The organism is Rhizocola hellebori (assembly GCF_016862955.1).
GTDB lineage: Bacteria > Actinomycetota > Actinomycetes > Mycobacteriales > Micromonosporaceae > Rhizocola > Rhizocola hellebori.
This window is the reverse complement of record NZ_BONY01000040.1, coordinates 39067-63575: the sequence shown is the minus strand read 5'-3', so window position 1 is coordinate 63575 and position 24509 is coordinate 39067. Positions and strand designations below refer to the sequence as shown.

At 66.5% G+C, this 24509-nt stretch carries 22 protein-coding genes; 13 read left to right on the top strand and 9 right to left on the bottom strand.

The genetic code is table 11. The features are described 5' to 3' along the window. Positions 1-5: 5 nt before the first annotated feature. Genes Rhe02_RS28980 through Rhe02_RS28970 form a run of 3 tightly spaced genes read right to left on the bottom strand, consistent with a single transcriptional unit; the run spans position 6 to position 1686 of the window. Positions 6-536: a (2Fe-2S)-binding protein gene (locus Rhe02_RS28980; protein ID WP_203911560.1), complete on the bottom strand. Its 531-nt coding sequence runs from the start codon at positions 534-536 to the stop codon at positions 6-8. A gap of 1 nt (position 537) precedes the next feature. Next, positions 538-1413 (bottom strand): FAD binding domain-containing protein, encoded by an 876-nt coding sequence (locus Rhe02_RS28975; protein ID WP_203911559.1) that lies wholly within the window; start codon positions 1411-1413, stop codon positions 538-540. 9 nt (positions 1414-1422) lie between these two features. Then, complete coding sequence (locus Rhe02_RS28970; RefSeq protein ID WP_203911558.1) at positions 1423-1686, bottom strand: hypothetical protein; 264 nt, start codon at positions 1684-1686, stop codon at positions 1423-1425. Positions 1687-1882: 196 nt separating this feature from the next. On the opposite strand from Rhe02_RS28970, the gene Rhe02_RS28965 reads away from it, so the two are divergent. The 3 genes from Rhe02_RS28965 to Rhe02_RS28955 are packed head-to-tail and all read left to right on the top strand — an operon-like array spanning position 1883 to position 5648. Beyond that, on the top strand, positions 1883-2761 hold the full coding sequence (locus Rhe02_RS28965) for an FAD binding domain-containing protein (protein ID WP_203911557.1): 879 nt from the start codon (positions 1883-1885) through the stop codon (positions 2759-2761). A 2-nt stretch (positions 2762-2763) separates the two neighbouring features. Continuing rightward, the gene (locus Rhe02_RS28960) at positions 2764-3261 is read left to right on the top strand and encodes a (2Fe-2S)-binding protein (RefSeq protein WP_203911556.1); all 498 of its coding nucleotides are present in this window, start codon (positions 2764-2766) and stop codon (positions 3259-3261) included. Beyond that, positions 3258-5648 (top strand): aerobic carbon-monoxide dehydrogenase large subunit, encoded by a 2391-nt coding sequence (locus Rhe02_RS28955; protein WP_239124112.1) that lies wholly within the window; start codon positions 3258-3260, stop codon positions 5646-5648. Before Rhe02_RS28960 ends, Rhe02_RS28955 begins: the two co-directional genes overlap by 4 nt. Positions 5649-5657: 9 nt before the next feature. On the opposite strand, the gene Rhe02_RS28950 is transcribed toward Rhe02_RS28955, so the two are convergent. Next, positions 5658-6611, bottom strand: coding sequence for a LysR family transcriptional regulator (locus Rhe02_RS28950; protein WP_203911555.1), 954 nt, complete (start codon positions 6609-6611; stop codon positions 5658-5660). A gap of 262 nt (positions 6612-6873) precedes the next feature. Between Rhe02_RS28950 and Rhe02_RS28945 the strand changes: the two genes are divergently transcribed. From Rhe02_RS28945 to Rhe02_RS28920, 6 genes are all read left to right on the top strand, one after another. Further along, positions 6874-7818 carry an XdhC family protein gene (locus Rhe02_RS28945; RefSeq protein WP_203911554.1) on the top strand — a complete coding sequence of 315 codons (945 nt, stop codon included), beginning with the start codon at positions 6874-6876 and terminating at the stop codon, positions 7816-7818. Between the two features lie 98 nt (positions 7819-7916). Continuing rightward, entirely contained in the window at positions 7917-8975 is a 1059-nt protein-coding gene (locus Rhe02_RS28940; RefSeq protein WP_239124111.1) for a LacI family DNA-binding transcriptional regulator, read from the top strand. A 431-nt stretch (positions 8976-9406) separates the two neighbouring features. Next, positions 9407-10567, top strand: coding sequence for a carbohydrate binding domain-containing protein (locus tag Rhe02_RS28935; RefSeq protein ID WP_373320718.1), 1161 nt, complete (start codon positions 9407-9409; stop codon positions 10565-10567). A 32-nt stretch (positions 10568-10599) separates the two neighbouring features. Next, positions 10600-12066 carry a non-reducing end alpha-L-arabinofuranosidase family hydrolase gene (locus Rhe02_RS28930; RefSeq protein ID WP_203911552.1) on the top strand — a complete coding sequence of 489 codons (1467 nt, stop codon included), beginning with the start codon at positions 10600-10602 and terminating at the stop codon, positions 12064-12066. Positions 12067-12107: 41 nt separating this feature from the next. Beyond that, positions 12108-12557 carry an Rv0361 family membrane protein gene (locus tag Rhe02_RS28925; RefSeq protein ID WP_444544531.1) on the top strand — a complete coding sequence of 150 codons (450 nt, stop codon included), beginning with the start codon at positions 12108-12110 and terminating at the stop codon, positions 12555-12557. A gap of 75 nt (positions 12558-12632) precedes the next feature. Then, positions 12633-13001 (top strand): hypothetical protein, encoded by a 369-nt coding sequence (locus tag Rhe02_RS28920; protein ID WP_203911550.1) that lies wholly within the window; start codon positions 12633-12635, stop codon positions 12999-13001. On the opposite strand, the gene Rhe02_RS28915 is transcribed toward Rhe02_RS28920, so the two are convergent. Next, entirely contained in the window at positions 12998-13963 is a 966-nt protein-coding gene (locus Rhe02_RS28915) for a YheT family hydrolase (RefSeq protein ID WP_203911549.1), read from the bottom strand. The genes Rhe02_RS28920 and Rhe02_RS28915 overlap by 4 nt on opposite strands. Positions 13964-14124: 161 nt before the next feature. On the opposite strand from Rhe02_RS28915, the gene Rhe02_RS28910 reads away from it, so the two are divergent. Further along, positions 14125-14529, top strand: coding sequence for a hypothetical protein (locus Rhe02_RS28910; RefSeq protein ID WP_203911548.1), 405 nt, complete (start codon positions 14125-14127; stop codon positions 14527-14529). Positions 14530-14544: 15 nt separating this feature from the next. Here Rhe02_RS28910 and Rhe02_RS28905 read toward each other — a convergent pair whose 3' ends face one another. Beyond that, positions 14545-15558: an aldo/keto reductase gene (locus Rhe02_RS28905; protein ID WP_203911547.1), complete on the bottom strand. Its 1014-nt coding sequence runs from the start codon at positions 15556-15558 to the stop codon at positions 14545-14547. An 80-nt stretch (positions 15559-15638) separates the two neighbouring features. Here Rhe02_RS28905 and Rhe02_RS28900 point away from each other — a divergent pair, with 80 nt between their 5' ends. Beyond that, the gene (locus Rhe02_RS28900) at positions 15639-16196 is read left to right on the top strand and encodes a TetR/AcrR family transcriptional regulator (RefSeq protein WP_203911546.1); all 558 of its coding nucleotides are present in this window, start codon (positions 15639-15641) and stop codon (positions 16194-16196) included. On the opposite strand, the gene Rhe02_RS28895 is transcribed toward Rhe02_RS28900, so the two are convergent. Both Rhe02_RS28895 and Rhe02_RS28890 read right to left on the bottom strand, forming a co-directional pair. Beyond that, positions 16166-17650 (bottom strand): S10 family peptidase, encoded by a 1485-nt coding sequence (locus Rhe02_RS28895; RefSeq protein WP_239124114.1) that lies wholly within the window; start codon positions 17648-17650, stop codon positions 16166-16168. The genes Rhe02_RS28900 and Rhe02_RS28895 overlap by 31 nt on opposite strands. Before the next feature lie 170 nt (positions 17651-17820). Beyond that, a complete protein-coding gene (locus tag Rhe02_RS28890; RefSeq protein ID WP_203911544.1) occupies positions 17821-19104 on the bottom strand; it encodes an RICIN domain-containing protein in 1284 nt (427 codons plus the stop codon). Positions 19105-19318: 214 nt separating this feature from the next. On the opposite strand from Rhe02_RS28890, the gene Rhe02_RS28885 reads away from it, so the two are divergent. Further along, complete coding sequence (locus Rhe02_RS28885; protein WP_203911543.1) at positions 19319-20149, top strand: hypothetical protein; 831 nt, start codon at positions 19319-19321, stop codon at positions 20147-20149. Here Rhe02_RS28885 and Rhe02_RS28880 read toward each other — a convergent pair. Continuing rightward, positions 20146-20328 carry a hypothetical protein gene (locus Rhe02_RS28880; protein WP_203911542.1) on the bottom strand — a complete coding sequence of 61 codons (183 nt, stop codon included), beginning with the start codon at positions 20326-20328 and terminating at the stop codon, positions 20146-20148. The genes Rhe02_RS28885 and Rhe02_RS28880 overlap by 4 nt on opposite strands. A gap of 164 nt (positions 20329-20492) precedes the next feature. On the opposite strand from Rhe02_RS28880, the gene Rhe02_RS28875 reads away from it, so the two are divergent. Beyond that, positions 20493-24479 (top strand): choice-of-anchor D domain-containing protein, encoded by a 3987-nt coding sequence (locus Rhe02_RS28875; protein WP_203911541.1) that lies wholly within the window; start codon positions 20493-20495, stop codon positions 24477-24479. The last annotated feature ends 30 nt before the right edge of the window (positions 24480-24509 follow it).

The window sequence follows — 24509 nt, the reverse complement described above, 5'->3', positions numbered from 1 at the left end:
CTGGCTCAGCTCGCGGACTGCGCCTGCATCTTCTTGGCGGCCCACATCACGGATTTGACAATGTTCTGGTAGCCGGTGCAGCGGCACAGGTTGCCCGACAACGCCCACCGCACCTCGTCCTCGGTGGGGTCGGGGTTCTCTTCCAGCAAAGCCTTGGCGGCGAGCATCATGCCGGGAGTGCAAAAGCCGCACTGCAACCCGTGCTCGTCCTTGAAGCCCTCTTGGATCGGGTGCAGCTCGCTGGCGCCGGCCAGTCCCTCGACCGTGGTGACTTCGTGGCCGTCGGCCTGCACCGCGAGCATGGTGCAGCTCTTGATCGGTTTTCCGTCGAACAACACCGTGCAGGCGCCACAGTTCGTGGTGTCGCAACCGGTGTGGGTGCCGGTCAGCTTCAGGCCCTGCCGCAGCAGGTGCGCCAGCAAAAGCCGCGGCTCGACCTGGGCCACCCGCTTGTCCCCGTTCACCGTGATGCTGACCCGCCGGGTCGGCACGTCGGCGGCCGGCTGCTCATGGATCTCTTCGAACAGTCCACTCATGTCAGCCTGCCTTCTCCGATGATTGTTCGACGCGGGTCAAAATACGCTCCACGAAGGTGCGCACGATCTGCCGCTTGTAAGCGGCGCTGCCCCTGTGATCCGTCCTGGGCTGGGCCGCGCCGGCCGCGAGCTCGGCGGCCTGCGCGATGGTCTCTGCGCTGAGCGGGCTGCCCACCAGCGCCTTCGCGGCCTCGGTGGCGTCGATGGTGGCGCTGCCCACGCCGGTCAAAGCGATCCCGGCCCGGGTCACCACGGCGCCGGAGCGTTCGATCGCCACGGCCACGCCCGCGGTCGCGAAGTCGCCCACGCGGCGCTCAAGTTTGAGGTACCCACCGGCGACCGTCCCCTTAGGAGCGGGGATCACGGCTTCCACGGCGATCTCGTCGTAGGCCAGCGCGTTCTGGAATGGGCCGGTCACGAACTGGGACACCGGGATTTTGCGGCGCCCGTTAGGTCCTTGCGCCACGACATGGCCGCCCAGGGCGGTCACCACCGAAGCCCAATCGCCCTGCGGGTCGGCATGGCACAGCGACCCGACCAGGGTTCCCCTGTTGCGCACGATGGGGTCGGCGACAAGTGGGGCGGCCGCGGCCATGGTGGGCTGGCGGGAGGCCAGGATCGCCGAACGCTCCAAATCGGCGTGCCGGCACAGAGCGCCGATGCGGATGGTGCCGTCCGGGTCGACCTTGTGGTAGTCCAGCCCCGGCAAGTTGTTGATGTCGATCAGCAGCTCCGGCGAGGCGAAGCGCAATTTCAGCAGGGGCACCAGACTCTGACCGCCGGCGAGCAGTTTCGCCTCGCCGCCGCCCTGCTGCAGCAGAGCGATTGCCTCTTCGATCGAGCGGGGCGCCTCATAGCGGAACCGCGATGGGTACATGCTGTCTCCTCAGTCCGCGGTCGATGGGCGGTCTTGACGCCGAGAACCCTCTGGGTCCGCGACCGCGACCGGCATCGAGTCCGCGTCGGGATCGGGGCGGGCCTCCTGGTGCGGCGGCCACGGCCCCTGTACGGGCTGGGCAGCGACCTTCAGATAGTCGATGAGCTGCGGAAAGGCCCACACCGTGGGGCTCTTGCCGGTCTTCGGCGCGTGCTCTATGAGCTCGTACAGCCGCGGATTACCTCTACTATGTCCGCTCGACTCAATCGCCATGCCGACGCCCTCTCATTTGGACAGCGCCCAAGAGCGCATTCGTGCGCGGCAATACTGCGCTTCAGTGGACCATCCCGCAATCGCCGATTAAGCGAATGCTTATGTCGCCGGACCGCCCCTGTTGACAAAAGCCGACCTGACAAAGCCCAATGAACTCGGATAGATCGTTCGCGTCCGACGGTGGAGGCCCACGCGTATGCAGGTTCCGGCACCTTTCGAATACGAGCGGGCGACCAGTGTTGACCATGCGATCGGGCTGCTGAGCAGGCGCGGAAGCACCGCACGTCTGGTGGCCGGTGGGCACAGCCTGCTGCCGATGATGAAGCTGCGGCTGGCCAACTTCGAATACCTGATAGACATCAACGACCTGCACCGCGATCTCGGCTTCATCAAGGTCGAGCCGTCCCGGGTCCGGATCGGGGCGATGACGCGGCACCGTGAGCTGCTTGAGAGCGACGACCTGCGCAGATTGTTCCCGGTCTTCAACGACGCGGAGCGCGTCATCGCCGATCCGCTGGTGCGCAACCGCGGCACGATCGGCGGTGCCCTGTGCCAGGCCGATCCGTCCGAGGACCTGTCCGCGGTGTGCACCACGCTGGACGCCAGTTGTGTCATCCGCGGCCCCGCCGGCGAGCGGGTGGTCACCATGGCGCAGTTCTATCGCGGCCCTTACGAGACCGCGGTCGGCCCCGACGAGATCCTCACCGAGATTCGCATCCCGTTGCGGCCCAACGGATCCAGTGCCTTCGAGAAGGTGGGCAGGCGGGCCGGTGACTGGGCCGTGGTGTCCTGCGGCGTCGCCGTCTGGCTGCGCGACGGCCTCATCACCGATGCCCGGGTCGGGCTGGCGGCGGTCGGACCCAACACGACCGGGATTCCTGCGGTCTCCCAAGCATTACGGGCCAAAGCACCGTCGGAAGAGCTTTACGCCGAGGCCGGTGAGATCGCGGCGCGGTCCTGTTCGCCGGTCACCGATCAGCGTGGCAGCGCCGCCTACAAGCGCCACCTCGCAGGCGAGCTGACCAAACGGGCACTGCGCCGGGCGGTCGCCCGCATCCGGGGCGAGGAGCCGTAGCCATGCAGGTCACCATGAAGGTGAACGGCAACGACGTCACCCGGGAGATCGAAGGCAGGCTGCTTCTGGTGCATTTCCTGCGCGACCATCTCGGCTTGACCGGTACCCATTGGGGCTGCGACACGAGCAACTGTGGGGCATGCGCGGTATGGCTCGACGGCGAACCGGTCAAGTCGTGCACTGTCCTGGCCGCCATGGCCGGCGGGCACGAGGTGCGAACGGTTGAGGCGCTGGAACAGCGGGGAGAGCTCGACACCATTCAGCGCGGCTTCATGGAGTGTCACGGGCTGCAATGCGGATTCTGTACGCCGGGAATGCTGATGACGACCCGAGCGCTGCTCGATCGCTGTCCCAGCCCGTCGCAGGAGGAGATCCGAGAAGCCATCTCGGGTCAGGTCTGCCGCTGCACCGGCTATGCGACGATCGTGCGCTCGGTGCAGTGGGCCGCCGCGGAAGAAGCGGGCACCAGAACCACGCTCGCCACCGGCGAGACGCCGTGAACACCGGCGAAAATCCGCCGACGCAGTTTGTCGACAACGACCTCAAGCCGGTTGGCCACGGCCGGATGCTGCGCAAGGAGGACGCACGTTTCATCCGCGGCAAGGGCCGTTTCATCGACGATATTCAGCTGCCCGGCATGCTGCATCTGGCGATCCTGCGCGCGCCCATCGCCCACGGACGCATTGTGAGCGTGGACGTGACGCTCGCCGAGGCGCACCCGAAGGTGAAACTGGTCGGCACCGGCGCGATGCTCGCCGAGCACGGCCTGGCCTGGATGCCAACGCTGGCAAACGATGTCCAGCCGGTGCTCGCCACCGACAAGATCCATTTCCAGTGGCAGGAGGTGGCCTTCGTCGTCGCCGACGACCGGTACGCGGCGCAGGACGCGCTCGAGCTGATCGACGTCGAGTACGAACAGCTGCCCGTCGTGGTCAACGCCCGCACCGCGCTCGAGGCGTCGGCGCCGGTGATCCGCGACGACCTGGCCGGGAAGACCGACAACCGTTGCTTCGACTGGGAGACCGGCGACAAACAGGCCACCGATGCGGTTTTCGCCCGCGCGGAGGTGGTGGTCGGCCAGGAGATGGTTTACCCGCGGGTGCACCCGGCGCCGCTGGAAACCTGCGGTGCGGTGGCCAATTATGACCCGATCGACGGCGACCTCACGCTGTGGTCCACCACGCAGGCCCCGCACGCCCATCGCACGCTGTATTCGATGGTGGCCGGGCTGCCCGAACACAAGATCCGGGTGATCTCCCCGGACATCGGCGGTGGATTCGGCAACAAGGTGCCGATCTACCCCGGCTACCTGTGCACGATCGTGGCGTCGATGCTCACCGGCGCGCCGGTCAAGTGGACCGAGGATCGCTTTGAGAATTTGACGAGTACGGCGTTCGCGCGCGACTACGTCATGCACGGCGAGATCGCCGCGACCAAGGCCGGCCGGATTCTCGCCATCCGTACCAACGTGCTCGCCGACCACGGTGCGTTCAACGGTGTTGCCGCGCCGACGAAGTATCCCGCCGGTTTCTTCGGGGTTTTCACCGGCAGCTACGACATCCAGGCCGCCCATTGCGCCATGACCGCTGTCTACACCAACAAAGCGCCCGGCGGCGTCGCCTACTCGTGTTCGTTTCGGGTGGCCGAGGCCGTCTACCTGATCGAGCGGCTGGTGGACTGTCTCGCCGATCAGCTGGGAATGGACCCGGTCGAGCTACGGCTGCTGAATCTCCTTAAGCCCGACCAGTTTCCGTACACGAGCATGACCGGCTGGATCTATGACTCGGGCGACTACGAGTCGACCCTGCGCGAGGCGCTGAAGATCGCCGACTATGCCGGCCTGCGCCGCGAACAGGCGGAGAAACGCGCCAGCGGCGAGCTGATGGGCATAGGTGTCTCGGTGTTCACCGAGGCGGTCGGCGCGGGACCGCGCAAGGACATGGACATCCTGGGTCTGGGCATGGCAGACGGCGCCCAATTGTGCCTCTACCCCACCGGAACCGCTGTCCTGCGGGTGTCGTGCCAAAGCCAGGGACAGGGCCACGAGACGACCTTCGCGCAGATCGTCGCCGAGGAAATCGGCATCCCACCCGCGGACATCAAGGTCGTCCACGGTGACACCGATCTGTCGCCGTTCGGCATGGGCACCTACGGCAGCCGCTCCACTCCGGTGTCCGGTGCCGCGGCCGTTCTTGTCGCCCGCAAGGTACGCGACAAAGCTCACCTGTTCGCCGCCACCATGCTCGAGGTCACCGTGGCGGACCTGGAGTGGCGCAAGGGCTCCTTTCACGTGATCGGCGACCCGGCGAAATCCCTTACCATCCAACAGATCGCGAAGTGGGCCTACGGCACCGGCCAGCTGCCCGACGGCGTCGAGGGCGGGCTGGAAGCCCATATCCACTACCACCCGGAGAACCTCACCTACCCCAACGGCGCCTACATCTGTGTGGTCGACGTCGATCCGGGCACGGCCGTGGTCACCGTGCGCCGGTTCATCGCGGTCGACGACTGCGGGACGCGGATCAACCCGATGATCATCGAGGGTCAGGTGCACCGCGGTCTCACCGACGGCGTCGGCATGGCGCTGATGGAAATGATCACCTTCGACGAAGACGGCAACTGTCTGGCCGCTTCGCTCATGGACTACCTGTTGCCGACCGCGCTCGAAGTGCCCGACTGGGAAACAGGCTTCACGGTCACGCCCTCGCCCCACCACCCGATCGGCGCCAAGGGGATTGGCGAATGCGCGACCGTCGGCTCCCCACCGGCGATCGTCAACGCGGTCGTGGACGCGCTCAAGCCCTACGGCCTGCGGCACGCAGACATGCCGTTGACGCCGTCTCGGCTGTGGGAAGCCATGAACGGCAACGCGCAACCGCCCATGTAGCCGGACCCGCTAGCTCCACAGGGTGACATGCATCGATGGCTTGAAACGGCCGACGGTAACCCCCAAGCCGCGCAACATCGCCTGCGTGGCCCGAGGGGAGATGATGAATCGGGCCAGCTCCGCGGCCGGAGCCACCTGATGCGTGGTCAGGATCATGATGCTCCAGCCGCCCTGCGCCTGCAGCGACGGAGCCATGACTCGTTTCAGGTCTCCGTTGGCCAGGTCGTGCGTGACGGCGAACGACACCACGGGCGCCAAACCCTTGCCGTGTTTGGCTTCATCGATCGCCGCGGCATGGCTCTGGAAGATGCGCTGCTTTGACTCCGGTACGTTGACCCGGCGCAGCATCTCCGGAATCACTTCGGTGTCATAAGCGGCCGACGGGCCGAGCAGCCACGTCTGCTCCCGCAGGGTGCCCGGGCCGGCCTGGATACGGGTGATCGGGTTGTCCGGCCTGGCCACCACGAACGCCTGGTAGTTCAGGAAATGCGTGCTGGTGATCGAGGCGTCGAGGTTTGGCGGCCGAGGCCCGATCGCCGCGTCGACCGTGCGGGTCAGCAGCAGCGACTCAAACTCGCGCGGGTCGTGGCTGCTGAGCTCGATGTCCAGATCGTTGGCCCGGTCGGCGAACAGGCCGATCAGGCCGGGTGCGGCATATTCGGCGAACAGGGTCGAGGTGGCCACCCGCAGCAACCGCCGGCCGCTGCCCGCCTCGCGGACCTCAACTATCGTGCGATCCTGCAGGCTGAGCATCTCGACCGCGCGACTGGCCAGGCGCAGCCCGCCCGGGGTGAAGGCCAGCCCCGAGGAGGTGGGGATATAGAGCTTGTCCCCCAGCTCCTTACGCAGCTGCCCTACATGCAAGGACACGGCGGCCTCGCTGACCTCGAGATCGGCCGCCGCTTTTTTGACCGATCCCAGCCGCACCACCGCGACGAAGGCGCGCAACTGAGTCGGCGTCACAGCCTTCCTTTCTACCCGGCGCTTCCAGGACCGATCTTTGGCACGCCAGAGGCACAGATTGTGCGCCCGCTACGCAGCCTCGCCAGCCATGCTAACGGTGTCCGCGTGGCTGTCGCGATCCGGTTGCCAGTGTCCAACTAGGACATTCGACCTTGTCCGGTTGTGCGGGCAATGGGAGCAGCGTCCCGTTACCGGTTTTGACATCGACTATGCCGAGCTGGTCTACCTTTGCGCCCGACGGCTGTCGACCTAGGCTGATCGGGTGTACGAAATCGCGTTGAGCGTGTCGGCGTGCCTGCGGGCGGGCACCCAGGTGGACGTGGCATGGGTGGTTGAGGCCCAAGGATTTAGCTCTCGAGACAAGAGCGAGGCGCTGGCGATCACCCCGGGCGGCGGCCGGGTCGGCGCGCTCCTGTCGGGCTCGCTCAATGGCCAGATTGCGGACCTGTCCAGCGGGGGCATGGCAGGGCGGCTCATCAATCTTGAGGTCGGGGCGCTGGAAGCCCAGTTGGCGGGCTTGGCCTGTGGCGGTACGGCGCGTTGCCTGGTGATCCCGGCCGCCGACCTGCCGGCCGAGTTGTGGCAGCGACTGCGCGACCGCGATCCGGTGTGTCTCGTGAGTCAGCTTGATGGCGATCGGGTACTGGGGACCGAAATGTACAGCCCCGACACCATCGCCGACGCGGGTGAGGAAGCCACCCGCCTGTTTCGCCGGGCCGTAAGCGACGCGGTCATCACGGAAAACACGGTGACGACCGTCCTGTGGCCGGTGCCGAAATTGGTCATCGTCGGCGCGGGCGCCGTGGTGGACGCCCTGGTCGACGCTGCGGGCCTGCTCGGCTGGCACTTCCAGGTGACCACCGACGTCCGCGGCGCCACCGGCCTCATCGCCGGGCTCGCGGTGCTCGACAAGGTGGTCGTCACTAGCCACGACGATGAGCTCGCTGGTCCCGCTCTGGAGGCGGCACTGGCCGGCGACGTGGGTTACATCGGGGCTCTGGGCTCCCGCCGGACCCAGCAGTCCCGGGCCGAGTGGCTGGCGCTTCGCGGTGTCACCGATCTCGAGCGCATCCACGGGCCTGCCGGCCTGGACATCGGGGCCAACACCCCGGCGGAGATAGCCGTGTCCATTGTCGCCGAGGCGCTGGCGGCGCGGTCCGCGGCGAACGCCGGCTCTTTGCGCAGCAAATCCGGAGCGATTCACTAATCCAGCCCGTCTGTCCACACACGACGGTCGATTCCGGATCGTTTCGTACTATGATGCGAATCGATCCGGCTCACCGATCGGGCGGAAGGATGGACACCGTGCAGGGTGGGGATTCGGCCAAGGTCCGTGGGGCTGACCCGGCACGCCGGGGGCGGCTGCGGGGCGAATTGACGGTAGCGACGATCGCCCGGCTGGCCGGGGTGTCGGCCCCCACCGTGTCGAGGGTGCTCAACGGCCGTTCCGACGTCGCGGAGGACACCCGCCGCAGGGTCGAGCAATTGCTGCGTGAACACGGATACCGCCGCCCGGGGGCGATCCTGCCCTCCCCCGGGATCGAGGTGATCTTCTACGGCCTGGAGAGCAACCTGGCCATCGAAATGATGCGCGGCGTACAGGGGGTGGTCACCGACCACGACCTCGGGGTGGGCTTCACCGAAGTCATGGTCGACGCGCCGGTGCAGCGGTCGTGGTGCGAAAGGATGCTGGCCCGGCGGCCCACCGGCGTGATCATCGTCCATTCGCTGTTCACCGCCGAGCAGCATGCGCAGCTGGCGGCAAGCTCGATCCCGCTGGTCGCCGCGGACCCCAACGGGCAGCCGCACCAGCCGGTCCCCTCGGTGGGCGCGGCGAATTGGGGCGGCGCGGTCGCGGCCACCCGCCATCTGCTTGAGCTCGGCCACCGGCGAATAGGGGTGATCGGTGGGCCCGGAGTGTCCCTGTATGCCAGGGAACGTCTGGAGGCTTGCCGTGCGGCGCTTGAGATTGCGAGGGTGCCCCTGGACCCCGGGCTGGTCAGGACCGGAGAGTTCTCCTTCGAGGCCGGCCTGGGGCTGGGCAGCGAGCTGCTCAGCCAGCCGGACCCGCCGACGGCCGTGCTGTGCGGCAACGACTTACAGGCGCTGGGGGTCTACAAGGCGGCCCGCCGGCTGGGCTTGCACATCCCGCGGGATCTGAGTGTGGTCGGATTCGACGGCATCGACGCGGGGACCTGGTGCGACCCGCTTTTGACCACGGTGCGGCAGCCGTTTCGCGACATCGGCGCCGCCGCCGCCAACCTCCTGCTCGCGCTGATCGCCGGCCCGGTGCCGGCCCAGACCCGCATCGAGCTGCCCGCCTCGCTGCTGGTCCGCGAAAGCACAGCGCCACCTCCTGCCTGAAACGTTTCGTGGATATTGCCGGAACGTTTTGACAGAATGTCTGATTCACATGTATAACTGAGCCAGGGTCCGGGCCCCACGCGGTTATGTCCTTCAGGAGTAATCATGAAGATCATTTTCCGCCGGCCTTGGCCTGCCGGCATGCCCGTCGCCCCCGTCGCGGCGGCGCTCGCGCTGTCCCCGCCATCGCAGCGCCATGCCCCACCTCATCCGGTTGACCACCGGCCAGCTCCAGGTGCTCGCCGACAACGCCCTCTCCCGATCCACACGCCACCGGCACCACCGTGCACCCGCTCGCCATCCCACCGGCACGGCCGTCACCCGGTCGCCGTGCCCACCGGCCAGCCCGTCGCACGGACCGCTGTGACCGCTTGCCTTGGCAACTCGCACCGCTGAGCCAAACCATCCCCTCTCCTGAACGGAGGCCGGACATGCGAACACGCCGCACCTGGTGGGCAGCAACCGCAGCCACCATGATCGCCGTAGCCGCGACCCTCGCCCTGAACATCAGTGCTGCCAGCGCCGAGTCCAACGGCGGCGTGCGCGTCATGCCCCTGGGCGACTCCATCACCGAAGGCACCCAGGTTCCCGGCGGGTCCCGGATCGGCCTGTGGCAACGCTTCACCACCAACAGGTACACCGTGGACCTCGTCGGGTCACAGTTCAACGGACCCTCCACTTTGGGCGATCACGACCACGAGGGACACCCGGGGTGGCGCATCGACCAGATCGACGCCAACATCGTCGGCTGGCTGAACACCTTCAACCCGCACACCGTGCTGCTGCACATCGGCACCAATGACGTGCTGCAGAACTTCAACCTGGGCAGCGCGCCCTCCCGTCTGGCCACATTGATCGATCGCATCACCAACACCAAACCCACCGCCGAGGTGTTCGTCGCGCAGATCATCCCGCTGTCCAACGCGGGCCAGGATGCCGCCGCCCGCACCTTCAACGCCGCCATACCGGGCATCGTGCAAAGCAAGGTGAATGCCGGCAAACGGGTTTACCTGGTGGACATGCATTCCGCACTGACCACGGCCGACCTTATCGACGGCGTCCACCCCACCTCTACCGGGTACAACAAAATGGCCAATGTTTGGTATAACGCCTTGCTTTCGGTCCCCGGCAGCATCGGCAACCCAAGCGGTGGCTCAAACCTGGTGACGAACGGGAACATCGAGTCCGGCACCACCGGGTGGTCGGCATTTGGCGGCGGCTCAATCGCGGTCAACACCGCAGTGGTCCACGGCGGCGTCAATTCGTTGCTGCGCACCGGCCGAACGGCGTCGTGGAATGGTCCCAGCCAGGACATGACTTCCAAGCTGACCAACGGAAGAAGCTACGCCACGAGTGTGTGGATGCGGACCCAAACCGGAACCCCCACCGGCAAAGCCACCCTCGCGCTGACCGCCAACGGCACCACCAGCTATCTGACGCTCGCCCAGGGCGCCGTCAACCCGAACGGCTGGACCCAGCTGACCGGGACAGCCACCGTCTCGTGGACCGGCACCTTGACCTCCGCGCGGCTCTATGTGGAAACGACCGCCGGCACCGACGGTTTCTCCATCGACGACGTCTCAATGCAATAAGCCTCCACGACCCTTAGGAATGGGAGTATCGAATGCATAAGAAGATTCGCTCGTTAGGTCTTGCCCTCGTCCTGACGCTGGCTTCGCTGGGGACTGGGTCGGTCTATACCGCTCCGGCCGTGGCCGCGAGCGGGAATCTGCTGACGAACCCCGACATGGAGGGTGGCACCACCGGCTGGGGTGTGTTTGGCGCTGGAACACTCGCCTCCAACACCAGTGTGTTCCACGGCGGCGCGCGTTCGCTGTTGTACACCGGCCGCACCGCCGCGTGGAACGGCCCCACCCAGAATGCGATTTCCTTGGTGGCAAATGGCGCCAGCTTCACCACGAGCGTGTGGATGCGATCGCAGACCGGGACCCCGACCGGCAAGGTCACGTTGCAGATAACTGCCAACGGGACAACGAACTATATCGCCCTGGCACAGGGCGCGGTGAACGCCTCCGGCTGGACGCAGCTCACCGGAACCGTAACCGTGTCCTGGAGCGGGACGCTGACAGACGCACGGTTCCGCGCAGAGACTACGGCCGGCACCGACGGTTTCTACATCGACGACGCTTCGTTCGTCAACAATTCGACGGGCGGCGGCGGGGGCTGCACCCTTCCTTCGACGTATCGCTGGACGTCGACGGGCTCGCTCGCGAACCCGAAGTCGGGTTGGGTGTCGCTCAAGGACTTCACCTCCGTCGTCTTCAACGGCAGGCATCTGGTCTACGGAACCACGCACGATCAGGGATCGACGTGGGGCTCGATGAACTTCAGCCTCTTCACGAATTGGTCCGACATGGCCGGCGCCGCGCAGAACACCATGTCCAGCTCCACTGTTGCGCCGACGCTGTTCTACTTCGCTCCGAGGAACATCTGGGTCCTCGCCTATCAGTGGGGCGCGACCCCCTTCGTCTACCGGACGTCGTCCGACCCCACCAATGCCAACGGGTGGTCGGCTCCCAGCGCGCTCTTCTCCGGCAGCATTTCCGGCTCCGGCACCGGGCCTATCGACCAGACGCTGATCGGCGACAGCACCACCATGTATCTGTTCTTCGCCGGGGACAACGGCAAGATCTACCGGTCCACCATGCCGATCGGCAACTTCCCGGGCAACTTCGGAAGCGCATCGACAATCATCATGAGCGACTCGACGAACAACCTCTTTGAGGGGGTTCAGGTCTACAAAATCCAGGGCCAGAACCAGTACCTCATGTTGGTCGAGGCGATCGGCGCGAACGGGAGATACTTCCGCTCGTTCACCTCAAGCAGCCTTGGCGGATCGTGGACGCCGCAGGCGGCATCCGAGAGCAATCCCTTCGCGGGCAAGGCCAACAGCGGTGCCACCTGGACCAACGACATCAGCCATGGCGACCTGGTTCGCACCAACCCCGATCAGACCATGACCGTCGACGCGTGCAGTCTGCAGCTGCTCTATCAGGGCCGCAGTCCCAGCTCCGGCGGCGACTATGGCCTGCTGCCGTACCGGCCGGGTGTGCTGACGCTTCAGCGTTAGCGTGACCCGAGGAGGTGGCGGCGACCGTCTACATTGGCCGCATGACGTTCGAGCCACCTCCTCCACCCGTGCGGCCACGCAACAACGTTCGTACCATCCTGATAGTGGTTGGCATTGTCCTCGTGCTTTGCTGCGGCGGCGCCATCGTCGGCGGAATCTTCCTGTTCCGCACCGTCGCCGAAGCCACCGGCCCGGCACAGCAGGCGGCGACGAAGTATGTCGACGAAGTGATGGCCGGGGACTATTCCACGGCATACGCCAGCCTCTGCAGCAAGCTGCGCGCCCAGCGGACAGAGGCCGAGTTCACCAGGGTGCAGGCCGCCCAGCTGAAAATCAGCAGCTATCGCGTGATCGGAACCAACGTCACGACCCGCAACACCACTGTGACCGCGATTGTCACCATGCGCTTGACACAGGCGGAGACCGGCGCGGAATTCACCCAAGGCTTCCCGCTGCTGAAGGAAAACGGCCAATGGCACGTCTGCGAATAGCTGAGTACCTACTCAGACGCGGCTGAGACCAACTGCTCATCCGGCCACCCCTCGAAGTCACCGACAATCGTCGACATGAAAGCAGCCGTGCTACTGACTGTCGCCATGGTGGGGCTGGCCGGATGCGGCAGCCCACAGGAGCGGGCCCGCGTATCCGCCGACGAGCTGGCAGCCAGAGCGCACAATGACATCGATCCCAGGAGCAACCAGGCAGTCCCGGCAGAACTCGTGGCGCGGCGCGCCATTGAGCACCACCTTGAGGTGGTCCAAGTGGAGGGTGTGGACACCGCCGCCACCGAGGGGGTCAGCCTGACCATCCGGCTCGTCGCCTACGGCGCCGACTCCGACTTCTGGCCGACCGACTTTACCGAGTACACCTTCTGCTACGTGCTGTGGTTCCACCGGCACGAGGAACGAAAGCCGGATCGGGTGACGTGCCCCTAGGCGGCGGTGTCGCGGAGGAACTGGGCGATGCGGCCTACGTACCAAGGCAAACGCTCGCCTTTGGCGTGAAATCCGACGTGACCGCCGTGCGGGGTGATGAGTCTGGTGATGGCGGGCAGCTCGTCCCAGCGCACGGCACGATAGGGCTCGCTAGGGATCATCGGGTCGTCCATCGAATGGATGACGAGGGTTGGCGTGCCGATCTTCGGCAGGAAGCCGAGCGACGAGTTCACCGCGTAATACTCGGCGGCATCACGCCAACCGTGCCGGCGGGAGGTGATCGCGTTGTCGAAGTCGAGAATTGTCTTGGTACGAGCGATAGTCGCCCGCTCCTGAGCCGTCACCGCCGAAGTGGGCCGGGTGGCATCGCGGCGCATCTTCACCATCAGATACCACTCGTAGGCGCCGAAGCTCACCCTGCCCAGATGTTGCGTGCCGAGCGCCAGATCCAGCGGCGCCGACACGGTGGCCCCCGCCACCACGGGTACCTCCGGCAACGGCTCGCCGAGTAGCTTGAGGACCAGGTTGCCGCCCAGCGAAAAGCCGACCGGGGCCACCGGCCCGAACCTGGCCAGCGCGCTCAATGCGGCGCGCAGATCCTCTGTCCGTCCGGCGTGATACATGCCCCGGCTGTGTTCCCCGGACAGGCCCGCGCCCCGCAGATCGATGCGGCCCACCGTGAACCCGGCCCGTACCAGCCCGAAAGTGGTGGCCCGGATGTAGTCCGACTCCGCCGATCCGCCGAGCCCGTGCACCAATGCCACCACCGGCCCGTCGCCTTGGACCCGATGCAGCTGCACCACGAGCCGATCGCCGTCGCTGACTTCCACCAGCAGCTGGCTCTGCTCCCCCACGGTGGACAGGTCGTAGCGCGGCCGGGCCACACGGTCGTGGACGGTCTGCAGATGTCCACCGAACCAGGGCGGGCGCTGCCGGAATGAGGCGTTGACCGGATCGATCACGCCGTCAGACTACAGATGAGCGCGGCCGGGAAAACGTGGGGCGACATCTGCCCGGCACGCCTAAACCGCACGGCGATGACTTCTGCCAAAGTGTTCGTGGAGGTCCTCGACCGCCCGCCGCTGGACTGACCACGACCCGGCCCGACCTCTACCATTACCGCGTGACCGACGTGGCGCTTTGCTTGAGTAAGAGTTGCACCACCGGATGGCTCGATTGGGTTCACGGCGAGCTTTGGCTCACTCATACCGGCTTGATCCGGCGGCGGCTGAGCTGGAACGAGTCCGCTTCGCACGGCTTCGGTCCGACGGTTGGCACGCCACCTCCCGAATCCGCATTGAGCTCGTTTGATCCGGCTGCGCTGCTGGCCGAGCATCCAACCAACAAGGTCATCTACTTCGATGCAGTGGTCGCTGCGCGTCTGAAACAAGGCATAACAACCGACGCGCTCCGGCTCGGAATGAGTGACGGGAGCCGACATCGCCTGCTATGGCTCCGCCGGGACCCTGCCTACGAGGTCTTGTCCAACGTGCTGCCCGCAACACTCGGCGAGCGACTACGGCGATAGGCCGGCTGAACCGGCTCATGCGCCATGATGCTGGCCGGTCACGGGCGGGGTGACGGTGAACCTGGTCGCGGCGTCCAAACGTTCGAGTATCGCCTGCGGGAGGCTGGTGGCCAGGCCGGTGAGGTTGGCCGCCAGCTGACCGGCCGAGCGGGGGCCGAGGATGACCGAGGTGATGTCGGGACGGCTGGCGACCCAGGCGAGGGCGACGGTTGCAGGGTCGGTTTCCAGCTCGGCAGCCACGGCTGCGACTTCGTCGGCGACGTCGAAGTGTCGTTCGGCTAGCAGGCCGGCGACGAAAGCGCGGGCGACCGGGCTGGGCATGGCTGCCCATTGGGCCAGCCGCGATCCGTGGTCCGGCGCGGCGCCTCGCTGGTACCGGCCGGCGAGCAGACCGCTGCCCAGCGGGCTGTAGGCAAGAACACCGAGGCCGTGGCGTTGGCAGGTGGGCAGAATTTCGGTTTCGACCGCGCGGGCGATCAGGGAGTAGTTGGCTTGCAGGCTGATAAATGCGGCACCGTGGTGGCGTTCAGCCGCCCATTGAGAGCTCACAATGCCCGCGGCGGTGAAGTTGGAGCAGCCGAGGTAGCGGACTTTGCCCGAGCGCACGAAATCGTCAAGCGCTGCCATCGTTTCCTCGGCCGGCGTCTGTGGGTCGGGCACATGGCATTGGTACAGGTCGACATGGTCGGTGCCGAGCCGGCGAAGGCTGGCCTCCAGGGCTCGGGTCAGGTGAATCCGGGACAGGCCGCGATCGTTGGGGCCGGGGCCTTGCGGCGCTGCACCTTTGGTGGCTAGGACGACCTCGGCTCGGCGGTGGGCGATCGCCCGGCCGACGACCTCTTCACTGGTCCCGCCTCGATAGGTGTCGGCTGTGTCGATGAAATTGTGGCCCTGGTCAAGGAATTCGCCGATGATGCGGGCCGCCTCGGGCTCGGCTGTGGGCGCTTGCGGGTCGGTGCCGAAGTTCATCGTGCCCAGGCAGGCGCGGGACACGCGCAGGCCAGATCGGCCCAGCGTCAGGTAGTCCATTTCTCCCCCGATAGAATCGGAATCGTGATTCCGGTTGAAGATACGGAACTTAGATTCCGTTTGTCAAGGCGGGTGACCGCATGATCCGCTCGGACGCGGTTCGCAATCGGATGCGGGTTCTGCAAGCAGCCGAAGAAGTCCTGGACGAACAGGGACTCTCCGCCCGCATGGACGAGATCGCCCGCCGGGCAGGTGTCGGCGTCGGGACGCTCTACCGGCATTTCGCGACCAAAGAGGCGCTATACCAAGCGATTGTGATGGCTCGCATCGACCTGCTGCTGGACGAGGCGGCCCGCCTGCGTTCGACCGGGGACCCGCAGACCGCGTTCTTTGCTTTCTTCTCGAAGATCGTGGCGGATGCCAAGCGCAAAAAGGCACTTACCGACGCGCTGCACAGCGCTGGAACCGACATCAAGGCAGAACAATCCAGCCGGCACGCGGCCATGCTCGACGCCATCGCCGGCCTGTTGCGCAACGCCCAAAACGCTGGCGCCGTGCGCTCCGACGTGGCCATGCCGGAGGTCCTCGCCCTGCTCCGGGGCGCCAGCATGGCCGCCGAAACCGGGGACTACTCCGCGCCGGTACTGCAACGCAGCCTCGCCATCCTCTACGACGGCTTGCGCGTGGTTTCGGCGTAGAAACCGGCCAGGTCCTTGGCCATCTGGGCGACCACTTCCTCGTCCACGAAGGTCATGTGGCCAGACTCGTACCAGCTGAACTGAACGTTGGCGCGTAACCGTGGACCGAGATAGAGGTGGGAGATGTCGAACTCCGCGCCGAAGAACGGAGTGGCGAGGTCATAAACCCCGCCCATGAAGTAGACGCGCAGGTTCGGGTTGCGGCGCATGGCGGCGGACAGGTCGAGCGCTACGTTGGGCACCTGCAGCGGTTCGTCGATGCCGGGCGCTTGGTGATGCCACTCCCAGGCGCGCGAAATCGTCATGTTGTGCAGATGCCGATAGTGCAAGTCGTTGCGGTAGGCGAGGTCCTCAGCCAGGTGGCGATGAAAGCTCGACAGGTGTGCGCTGTTGACTCCGGCTGTGGCCGCGTCGTCGGTGGCCGGGTCGAAGGAGCCCGTGCCGATGACGTAGTGGTGCTCGGCGACGAAACGGCTGTCGAAGCGGCCGATCACCTGCGCCTCGGCCTTGAGCAGGTCGCGCCGGAACTCCTCCATCTCCACGCGCAACCGGCGGCGGCCCAGCTCGGCCGGGTCCATCCCCAGGTAGCCGGCCAGCCGCGTGGCCACGACCCGCTCCGCGTCGGGAGCCAGGCGGTCGCCCAGCTGCAGCGCCTGGGCGTAGTCGGTTTGCGCGAAGTCGCGCACCTCCCGCAGGAAGTCGTGCAGGGATCCGGTTTCGGTCTTAACCTTTCCGTGGTACCAGGCGGCGGCCGCATAGCTCGGCAACAGGTTGATGTAGCGCTGGTCAAGCCCGGGCTGAGTGGTGGCCCAGTTCAACAGCGTCGAAAGCAGGATCACGCCGTTGAAGTCCAGGCCCAGGTTTTGCAGACGGTGCACCAAAGCCGCCGCGCGCGTGGTGCCGTAGGACTCGCCGAACAGGTACCTGGGCGCGTTCCACGAGCCGGTGATCGTCAAGTAGCGCGTGATCGCCCGAGCGAACACCTCGACGTCCTGGTCGACTCCCCATACCTCGTCAGGCCTTGCGCCATCGGCGAGCCGGGAGAACCCGGTGCCGACCGCATCGATGAACACCAGGTCGCTGCTGGTGAGCAGGGTGTGCGGGTTGTCCCCGAACAGGTAAGGCGCGGGCAGCGTCGCCTCCGGCGTCGCGGTGGGCGCACGCTTGGGACCGAAGCCGCCAATGTTGAGCCACAGGCTCGCCGAGCCCGGACCGCCGTTGAACAGGAAGGTGATCGGCCGGGGCGTCGCGCCCGGCTCAGTCTCCGCGCGATAGGCCACGTAGAAGACGTCGGCAAGCGGGCTGTGGTCGTCGCGGCGCACGCACACCACACCGGCATACGCGTCGTAACGCAGCTGCGTTTGCCCCGCCTGCAACACGTGCTTGGTTCCAACGCATCGCTCGGACTCTGCGGCTTCGGACATCGGGCTGCGCTCCATGGCGTCGAGGGACATGCCTTTCACAGGACCGAAGCAACACCGCGATCCTCCTCCACCCCGGATCTTGACGCAGCCTACTGTCGCACGGCAATCATCCTGCCGGCCCAACCTTGCCGACCGCGCATTTCCCGCGCGGGCTGACAGCGGTGGCCGCGCCGGGGGTGGTCGCCCCGGCGCGGGCCGGGCTACGGCTGCTGGACGTAGCGGAACGACTGCGCGGCCGTGCCGTTACAGGTGTACTGCACCAGCTGCACGCTGTTCGCGGTCGACGCCGCAGGCACGTCAAGACACTTGCCGCTGTTGCGGTTCACGAAGTGGTAGTAACCGCCGCCCTCGGCGACCGCCAGCCACTGCTGGTTGTTGCCACCGCCATAGGCCCACAGCTGAATGCCCGCATTGTCCGCAGTGGACACTCCGGTCACATCCCAGACCTGGGCGCCGTTGGCGCGGTTGTTCACTCGCGCATACCCGCCGCTGGTCGCCTGCAGCTGGTATTGCTGAGCATTGCTGTTGTTACATGTGTACTGCTGGATCGCAGTGCCGTTGCCGGTGCCGGCCGAGCGCGCGTCGACGCACTTGCCACTGTTCTTGTTCACCACGCTGACCCAGCCGCTGGGTTGCGGCGACGAGGTCGCCGTCGGTGTCGGCGACGGGCTCGGCGCGGCACCGCCACCTAGCCACAGCAGCCCGTCGATGAGCCAGCGGTTCTGCATCTCGCTGGCGAACGTGGATGACAGCCGCGTGTTGTTCGCGTAGTTCATATCGTTGTGGCCGAAGTTGGCGTACAACATCTTGTAGTTGCGGTTGGTCCAGATGATCGGGTAGTAACCGCTGTACCAAGTCTGATTCGGGTCTGTACCAACGGGAAAGCTCGACTGGTCGATCGATGCGAGAATGTCGATGTTCGGGTTCTGCCGCAGATCGTTGTTCCACGAATACCACTCGCTGACGGCGCTGGAGAAGGTTGCGGGCAACCTCAGCGTCGACGGATGGTCGCGCTTCTCGGTTTTGAGCGTCTCCGCGGTCGGCCCCCAGGTATTGGTGCGGAATGCCCCCGTACCAAGGAAAGTGCTGTGATACCAGCTCCATTGACCGGGATCGGTGTTGAACGCGCTCACGTGAAAGCCCATCCACGCCCCGCCGTTTTGCATGTACTGCTGGAACGCTCCCCTCACACTGGCCGGAGGCAGATCGTCGAGGAACATGACCACCTTGTAAGCCGACAGGTTGTTCATCCGGCTCCAGTCGGTGGTCGACTCCCATTCGAAGCCGTTCTGCGTTGCGGCCGCGGGGAACCACACCCGTGCTTCCTTGACGAAGTCGATGTGTGCGGCATCCCAGGTGCCGTTGTAGAACGCCAGCACCTTGAAGCTTGGCGCGGCGGTCGCATCGGCGGTGGCGACGAGCAGACCGGCCGCCGCAGTGATCGCGGCGGCAAGCGAGGCGAGGGTGGACCTGATTTTGGGCATGCGCTACTCCCACGGGTAAGGGTCAGGTGAACGGATAGCTGACTCGCCGCCGACCGCGCCGACTACCCATGCTGCGAATCCAAGGCTAGCGATGCCTGAATTGGATAGGCAAGTTTCCTAACATTAAAATTTCGATCCCCCGAAAGCGGTCGTCCGGAAGGCGGTGGCCGATAGTCGCTGGTCGGGTTCGCTGCCACCGTGGGAAACTGCCGCCGTGGACCGCAGAATCATGACCGGTGGCGGCTGGCTGCTCGGGCTGGCGCTCGTGATCTCGACCGTGGCACCGATGCTCAACCTCGAATGGGAGACCGGCGACGCCATCTGGAAAGCCGGCCTGTTCGCTTCCGGCCTCGGGCTTACCGCGGTGCTGAGCGCGTTCGCCTGGCGGTGCGGCGTGGGCGGCGTGGGGTCCATCATCATGGCGTTGGCGGTAGCGGTCGGACTCGTCGACTGGCTGGTCGTCAAAGCGCCAGCGATGACTGTTCTGGCATTGGCGCTGGCCTGTGTGGGACTGCCGCTGCAGGCACGCGCCATCGCCCGCGCCACCGGGCTGATCGGCCCCGCAGCAACTCTCGGCGCGGCCGCGATCGCGGCGGCGGGCATCGCCTTCACCAGCCGCCTCGCCTACCAGACCGGCGCGGGTGGCGAGTCGGCGGAGATCGCCCTGAACATAGCGACGTTGATCGGGCTACTGGTCGCGGCAATGTGCGCCGGCATGGCCGTCAACTCCCGGCCGATGAGCGGCTCCTACTCGGCGGCCACCGCCGCGCCCCCATCGCCATCTCCCGCAGGCCCGGCGTCGAATTCACCCGCGCCGCAATCGCCATCTCACGCAGGCCCCGCTTCGGATTCGCCTACGGCATCAGTGCCGTCAGCCGTTACGGCCACACTGTCCAGAGCAGACGATGCGATGCCGGCGCCCGCCTTCGCCGAGCCGCTGTCCCGCTATCAGCGGATGACCCTGGCCTTCGCCCTTCTCGGCACCATCCTGGCCGCACTCATCAGCGTGGCCGGCTCACTGCTGACCACATCACTGGCCAGCTAAACCGCCAGGGCCAAGCGCCCAGCCACCCGCGCCGCCCGCGCCACGCCACCCCACCCCGCGCCGCGCCACCCCACCCCGCGCCACCCCACCCCGCGCCACCCCGCGCCGCGCCACCCCGCCCCGCGCCGCGGTGTGGCGGCGACGGTGTTGTTCGATCTTCCGGCGGTCGAGATCATCACTTTGCGATCTTCAGTGGGGTTGGCTGCCCTGCGCCTGCAAGATTTTTTAATGGAGTCTGCGTCAAAAATTTCAATATTCGATCGCTATCTTGCGGGATCATATCCATCAAGTTACGGTTCGCTCCAGTTAGGTCGGACGGCCCTCGTCACCCCTGGAGTTGGTCATGCGTCGCAGATTTCGCTTACGCCGCCTGGTCGCGGGCTTGCTTCCGGGGGCGCTGCTCCTGGCCGCGGCCGTAGCCTTGCCCGGCGTCGCCGCCGCCGATGAGACAACGGTCTCGGTGGATACCTTCCGCACCGGCTGGGACCAGAACGAGCCCGGCCTCGCGCCGTCGGCGGTGTCTGCATCGGACTTCGGCCAGCTGTTCGCCACCAATGTGGACGGCCAGGTCTATGCCCAGCCGATCGTGGTGGCCGGCACGGTCATCGCGGCCACCGAGAACAACTGGATCTACGGCATGAACGCTGCCACCGGCGCCGTCACCTGGTCGCGCAGCGTCGGCCCGGCCTGGCCGGCATCGGCAATCGGCTGCGGCGACCTGGTTCCCAACATCGGCATCACCAGCACTCCGGTCTACGACCCGGCCACCAACGCGGTCTTCTTCACCGCCAAAGTCAACGACGGCCCGGACACGTCGCATCCACACTTCTACATGCACTCCATCAACCCGGCCACCGGGGTGGAACGCGCGGGCTGGCCGGTGACCATCCAAGGGTCGCCCAGCAACGATCCGGGCAACACCTTCAACGCCAAGACCGCCGCTCAGCGCCCTGGTCTGCTGCTGCTCGACGGGGTGGTCTATGCGGGATTCGCCAGCCATTGCGACTACGGCCCCTATGTGGGGTACGTCGCTGGAGTCAGAACCACCACACCGACGATGACGACGCTCTGGTCCACCGAGGCTGGTCGATCAAATGGCATGGCGGGCATCTGGCAATCCGGTGGCGGCCTGGTCTCCGATGGCCCCGGCCGCATCATTGTGGCGACTGGCAACGGCGTCTCGCCCGCGCCCGGTCCGGGCGCCAGCCCGCCCGGCACGCTGGCCGAGTCGGTGATCCGGTTGCAGGTCAACGGCGACGGCTCGCTGACCGCACGAGACTTCTTCAGCCCCTGGAACAACAGCCGGCTCGACCAGGACGACACCGACTTCGGGTCCGGCGGCCCGATGGCGCTGCCGGCCGGTTTCGGCACCCCGGCCCATCCGCGCCTGCTCGTGCAGACCGGCAAGGACGGCCGGGTCTACCTTCTCGACCGCGACAACCTGGGCGGCAACGCGCAAGGCCCCGGCGGCACAGACGCTTCGGTCGGGCCTCCGGCCGGGCCGTACAACGGGGTGTGGGGGCACCCGGCCTTCTGGGGTGGCGACGGCGGATACGTGTACAACGTGGAGAATCAAGGATTTTTGAGGGCGCTGCGGTACGGGGTCGACGGCAGCGGTCTTCCCGTGCTCACCTCGGCCGGGACCAGCTCGTCCACCTTCGGTTACACGTCAGGCTCGCCGGTCGTCACCTCAACCGGGACAACCTCCGGCTCGGCCATCGTCTGGGTCGTCTACAGCGACGGGTCCAACGGCGCCAACGGTCAGTTGCGTGCCTACGACGCCCTGCCCGTCAGCGGGCGGCTCAACCTTCGCTACTCCGCGCCGATCGGGACGGCCACCAAATTCGCCACCCCCGCCACCGACGGCGGCCGGGTTTACGTCGGCACCCGCGACGGGAGGATCTACGGCTTCGGCCGGCCCACCACCGCGGCGCTGACCAGCTCGCCGACCGACTTCGGCAACGTGGCGGTGGGCAGCACCGGCAACGCGACCGTCACCGTGACCGCCACCCGTGCGGTGACCATCACGGCGATCACGACGGCCGCCCCGTTTGGGGTCACCCCGCCCGCGCTGCCGGTCACCCTCACCACCGGGCAGACCCTTGCGGTGCCGGTCAGGTTCACTCCCACGGCCACCGGCGGCGCCGCGAACAGCCTTTCGTTCGCCACCACGAATAGCGGCACTGTCGCTTTCGACCTGCACGGCAACGGAACCAGGGCGGGACTGGGCGCCACTCCGTCTTCGCTTTCCTTCGGCACTGTCCCCACCGGAGCCAATAAGACCATCAGTGTGAGCATCGTCAACACGGGCACCTCGGCAGTGACCATCACCGGGTCGACCGCGCCGGCCGCGCCGTTTACCGCCACTGGCTTTCCTGCCAACGGTTCCACCATCGCGGCGGGCGCCTCGGTCGCGGTCTCGGTGACCTATCGGCCCACGGTCGCGGGCACCCAGACCGGTTCGCTTTCCGTGGCCAGCAACGCGGGCTCGGTCACCGTGCCGATCACGGGCACGGCGGTCACCGGCTCGGCGCACCTGACCATCATCCCGAATCCGGTGGCTTTCGGTGCGGTGCCGGTCGGGCAGACCGCGACGCACACCTTTGACATCGCCAACACCGGCAACATCACCCTGACCCTGACCAAGGCCGCTCCCCCGGTCGGCGCTTTCAACACCACCACACCGGTTTCCGAAGGGCAGCAACTGTCGCCGGGTGACATCATCCACCAGACGGTCACCTTCACCCCGGCTGCCGAGGGCCCACAGTCGGCGGTCTACTCCATCACCGGTGACGATGGCCAGGGCGCGATCGCGGTGCAGCTCACCGGAACCGGGGTCACCGGGGCAGGAACAGTCAACATCGCGGCCGGCCGACCCACTTCGGCATCGTCGTCGCAAGGCGGCTACCCGTCGGGCAATGCTACCGACCCGGACGCCAACTCCTATTGGGAGAGCGCCAATAACGCCTTCCCGCAATGGGTTCAGGTCGATCTGGGCGCGGCCACCAGCGTGGGCAAGGTGACGCTGAAGCTGCCCCCGCAGACCGCTTGGGCCACCCGCACCCAGACCCTGTCGGTGCAGGGCAGCCTTGACGGAGCGAGCTTCTCGACCGTTGTCGCCTCGGCCGGTTATGTCTTCAACCCGGCCACCGCCAACACGGTGAACATCACCTTCCCGGCAACCAATGTCCGGTACCTGCGAATAAATGTCACCGCGAACACCGGATGGCCAGCAGGTCAGGTGTCTGCTTTGGAGGTTTACGCCAGCGGCGCCGGCAACGGCCCGGCAACGCTGGCGGTGAGCCCGGCTTCGCTTGCCTTCGAACCAACGCCGGTCAACGCCAACAGCGAATGGCAAGCCGTTACGCTGACCAACACCGGGTCGGGCGCGGCCATCCTGTCCTCGCTGACCGTAACCGGCGACTTCACCATGACCACCGGTTGTGGCGCTTCCCTGGCCGCCGGGGCCAACTGCACCGCCATCGTCACCTTCCACCCGGCTGCCAGCGGCGCCCGCACCGGAACGCTGACCGTGGCCAGCAACGCGACCAATCCCACGCTGACCGTCGCGCTGTCGGGGACGGGCACGGCGACCGGCTCGGCGAGCCTTTCCGCCAGCCCTAGCAGCCTGTCCTTCCCGGCCACCACCGTCGGCGCGGCCAGCTCGGCGCAGTCGGTGACGGTGACCAACACCGGCACGATCGCGGCGAGCGTCTCGGCCGTGAGCACGAGCGGGGATTATTCGCAGACCAACAACTGCGGGACGATCGCGCCCGCGGCGAGTTGTGTCGTCAGCGTCGTCTTCCGCCCCAACGCCACCGGCACCCGGACCGGCTCAGTGACGATCACCAGCAATGCGTCCAATCCCACGCTGACGGTCGCGCTGTCGGGCACCGGCACGCCAATCGCCAACGCCAACCTCGCCCTCAACCGGCCTACCAGCCAGTCGTCCAACACCCAGAACTATGTGTCGGCCAACGCCGTGGACGGCAATGCCAGCACCTATTGGGAAAGCGTGAACAACGCCTTCCCGCAATGGGTTCAGGTCGACCTGGGTTCGGCGCAGAGCATCAGCCGAATCGTCTTCAAGCTGCCGCCGTCAAGCGCCTGGGCGACCCGTACCCAGACCATCGCCATCACGGGCAGCCTCGACGGGATCAGCTTCTTCACGGTCAAAGCCGCAGCCACCTACACCTTCGATCCGGCGACCGGAAACACGGTGACCATCACCTTCCCGCCGGTGACCGTGCGCTACCTGCGCAGCACCATCACCTCCAACAGCGGCTGGCCAGCTGGGCAGATCTCGGAATGCGAGATCTATTCGTCCTGAGTCCGGTGGCGGGAGTGGCCGGGCCCCAGC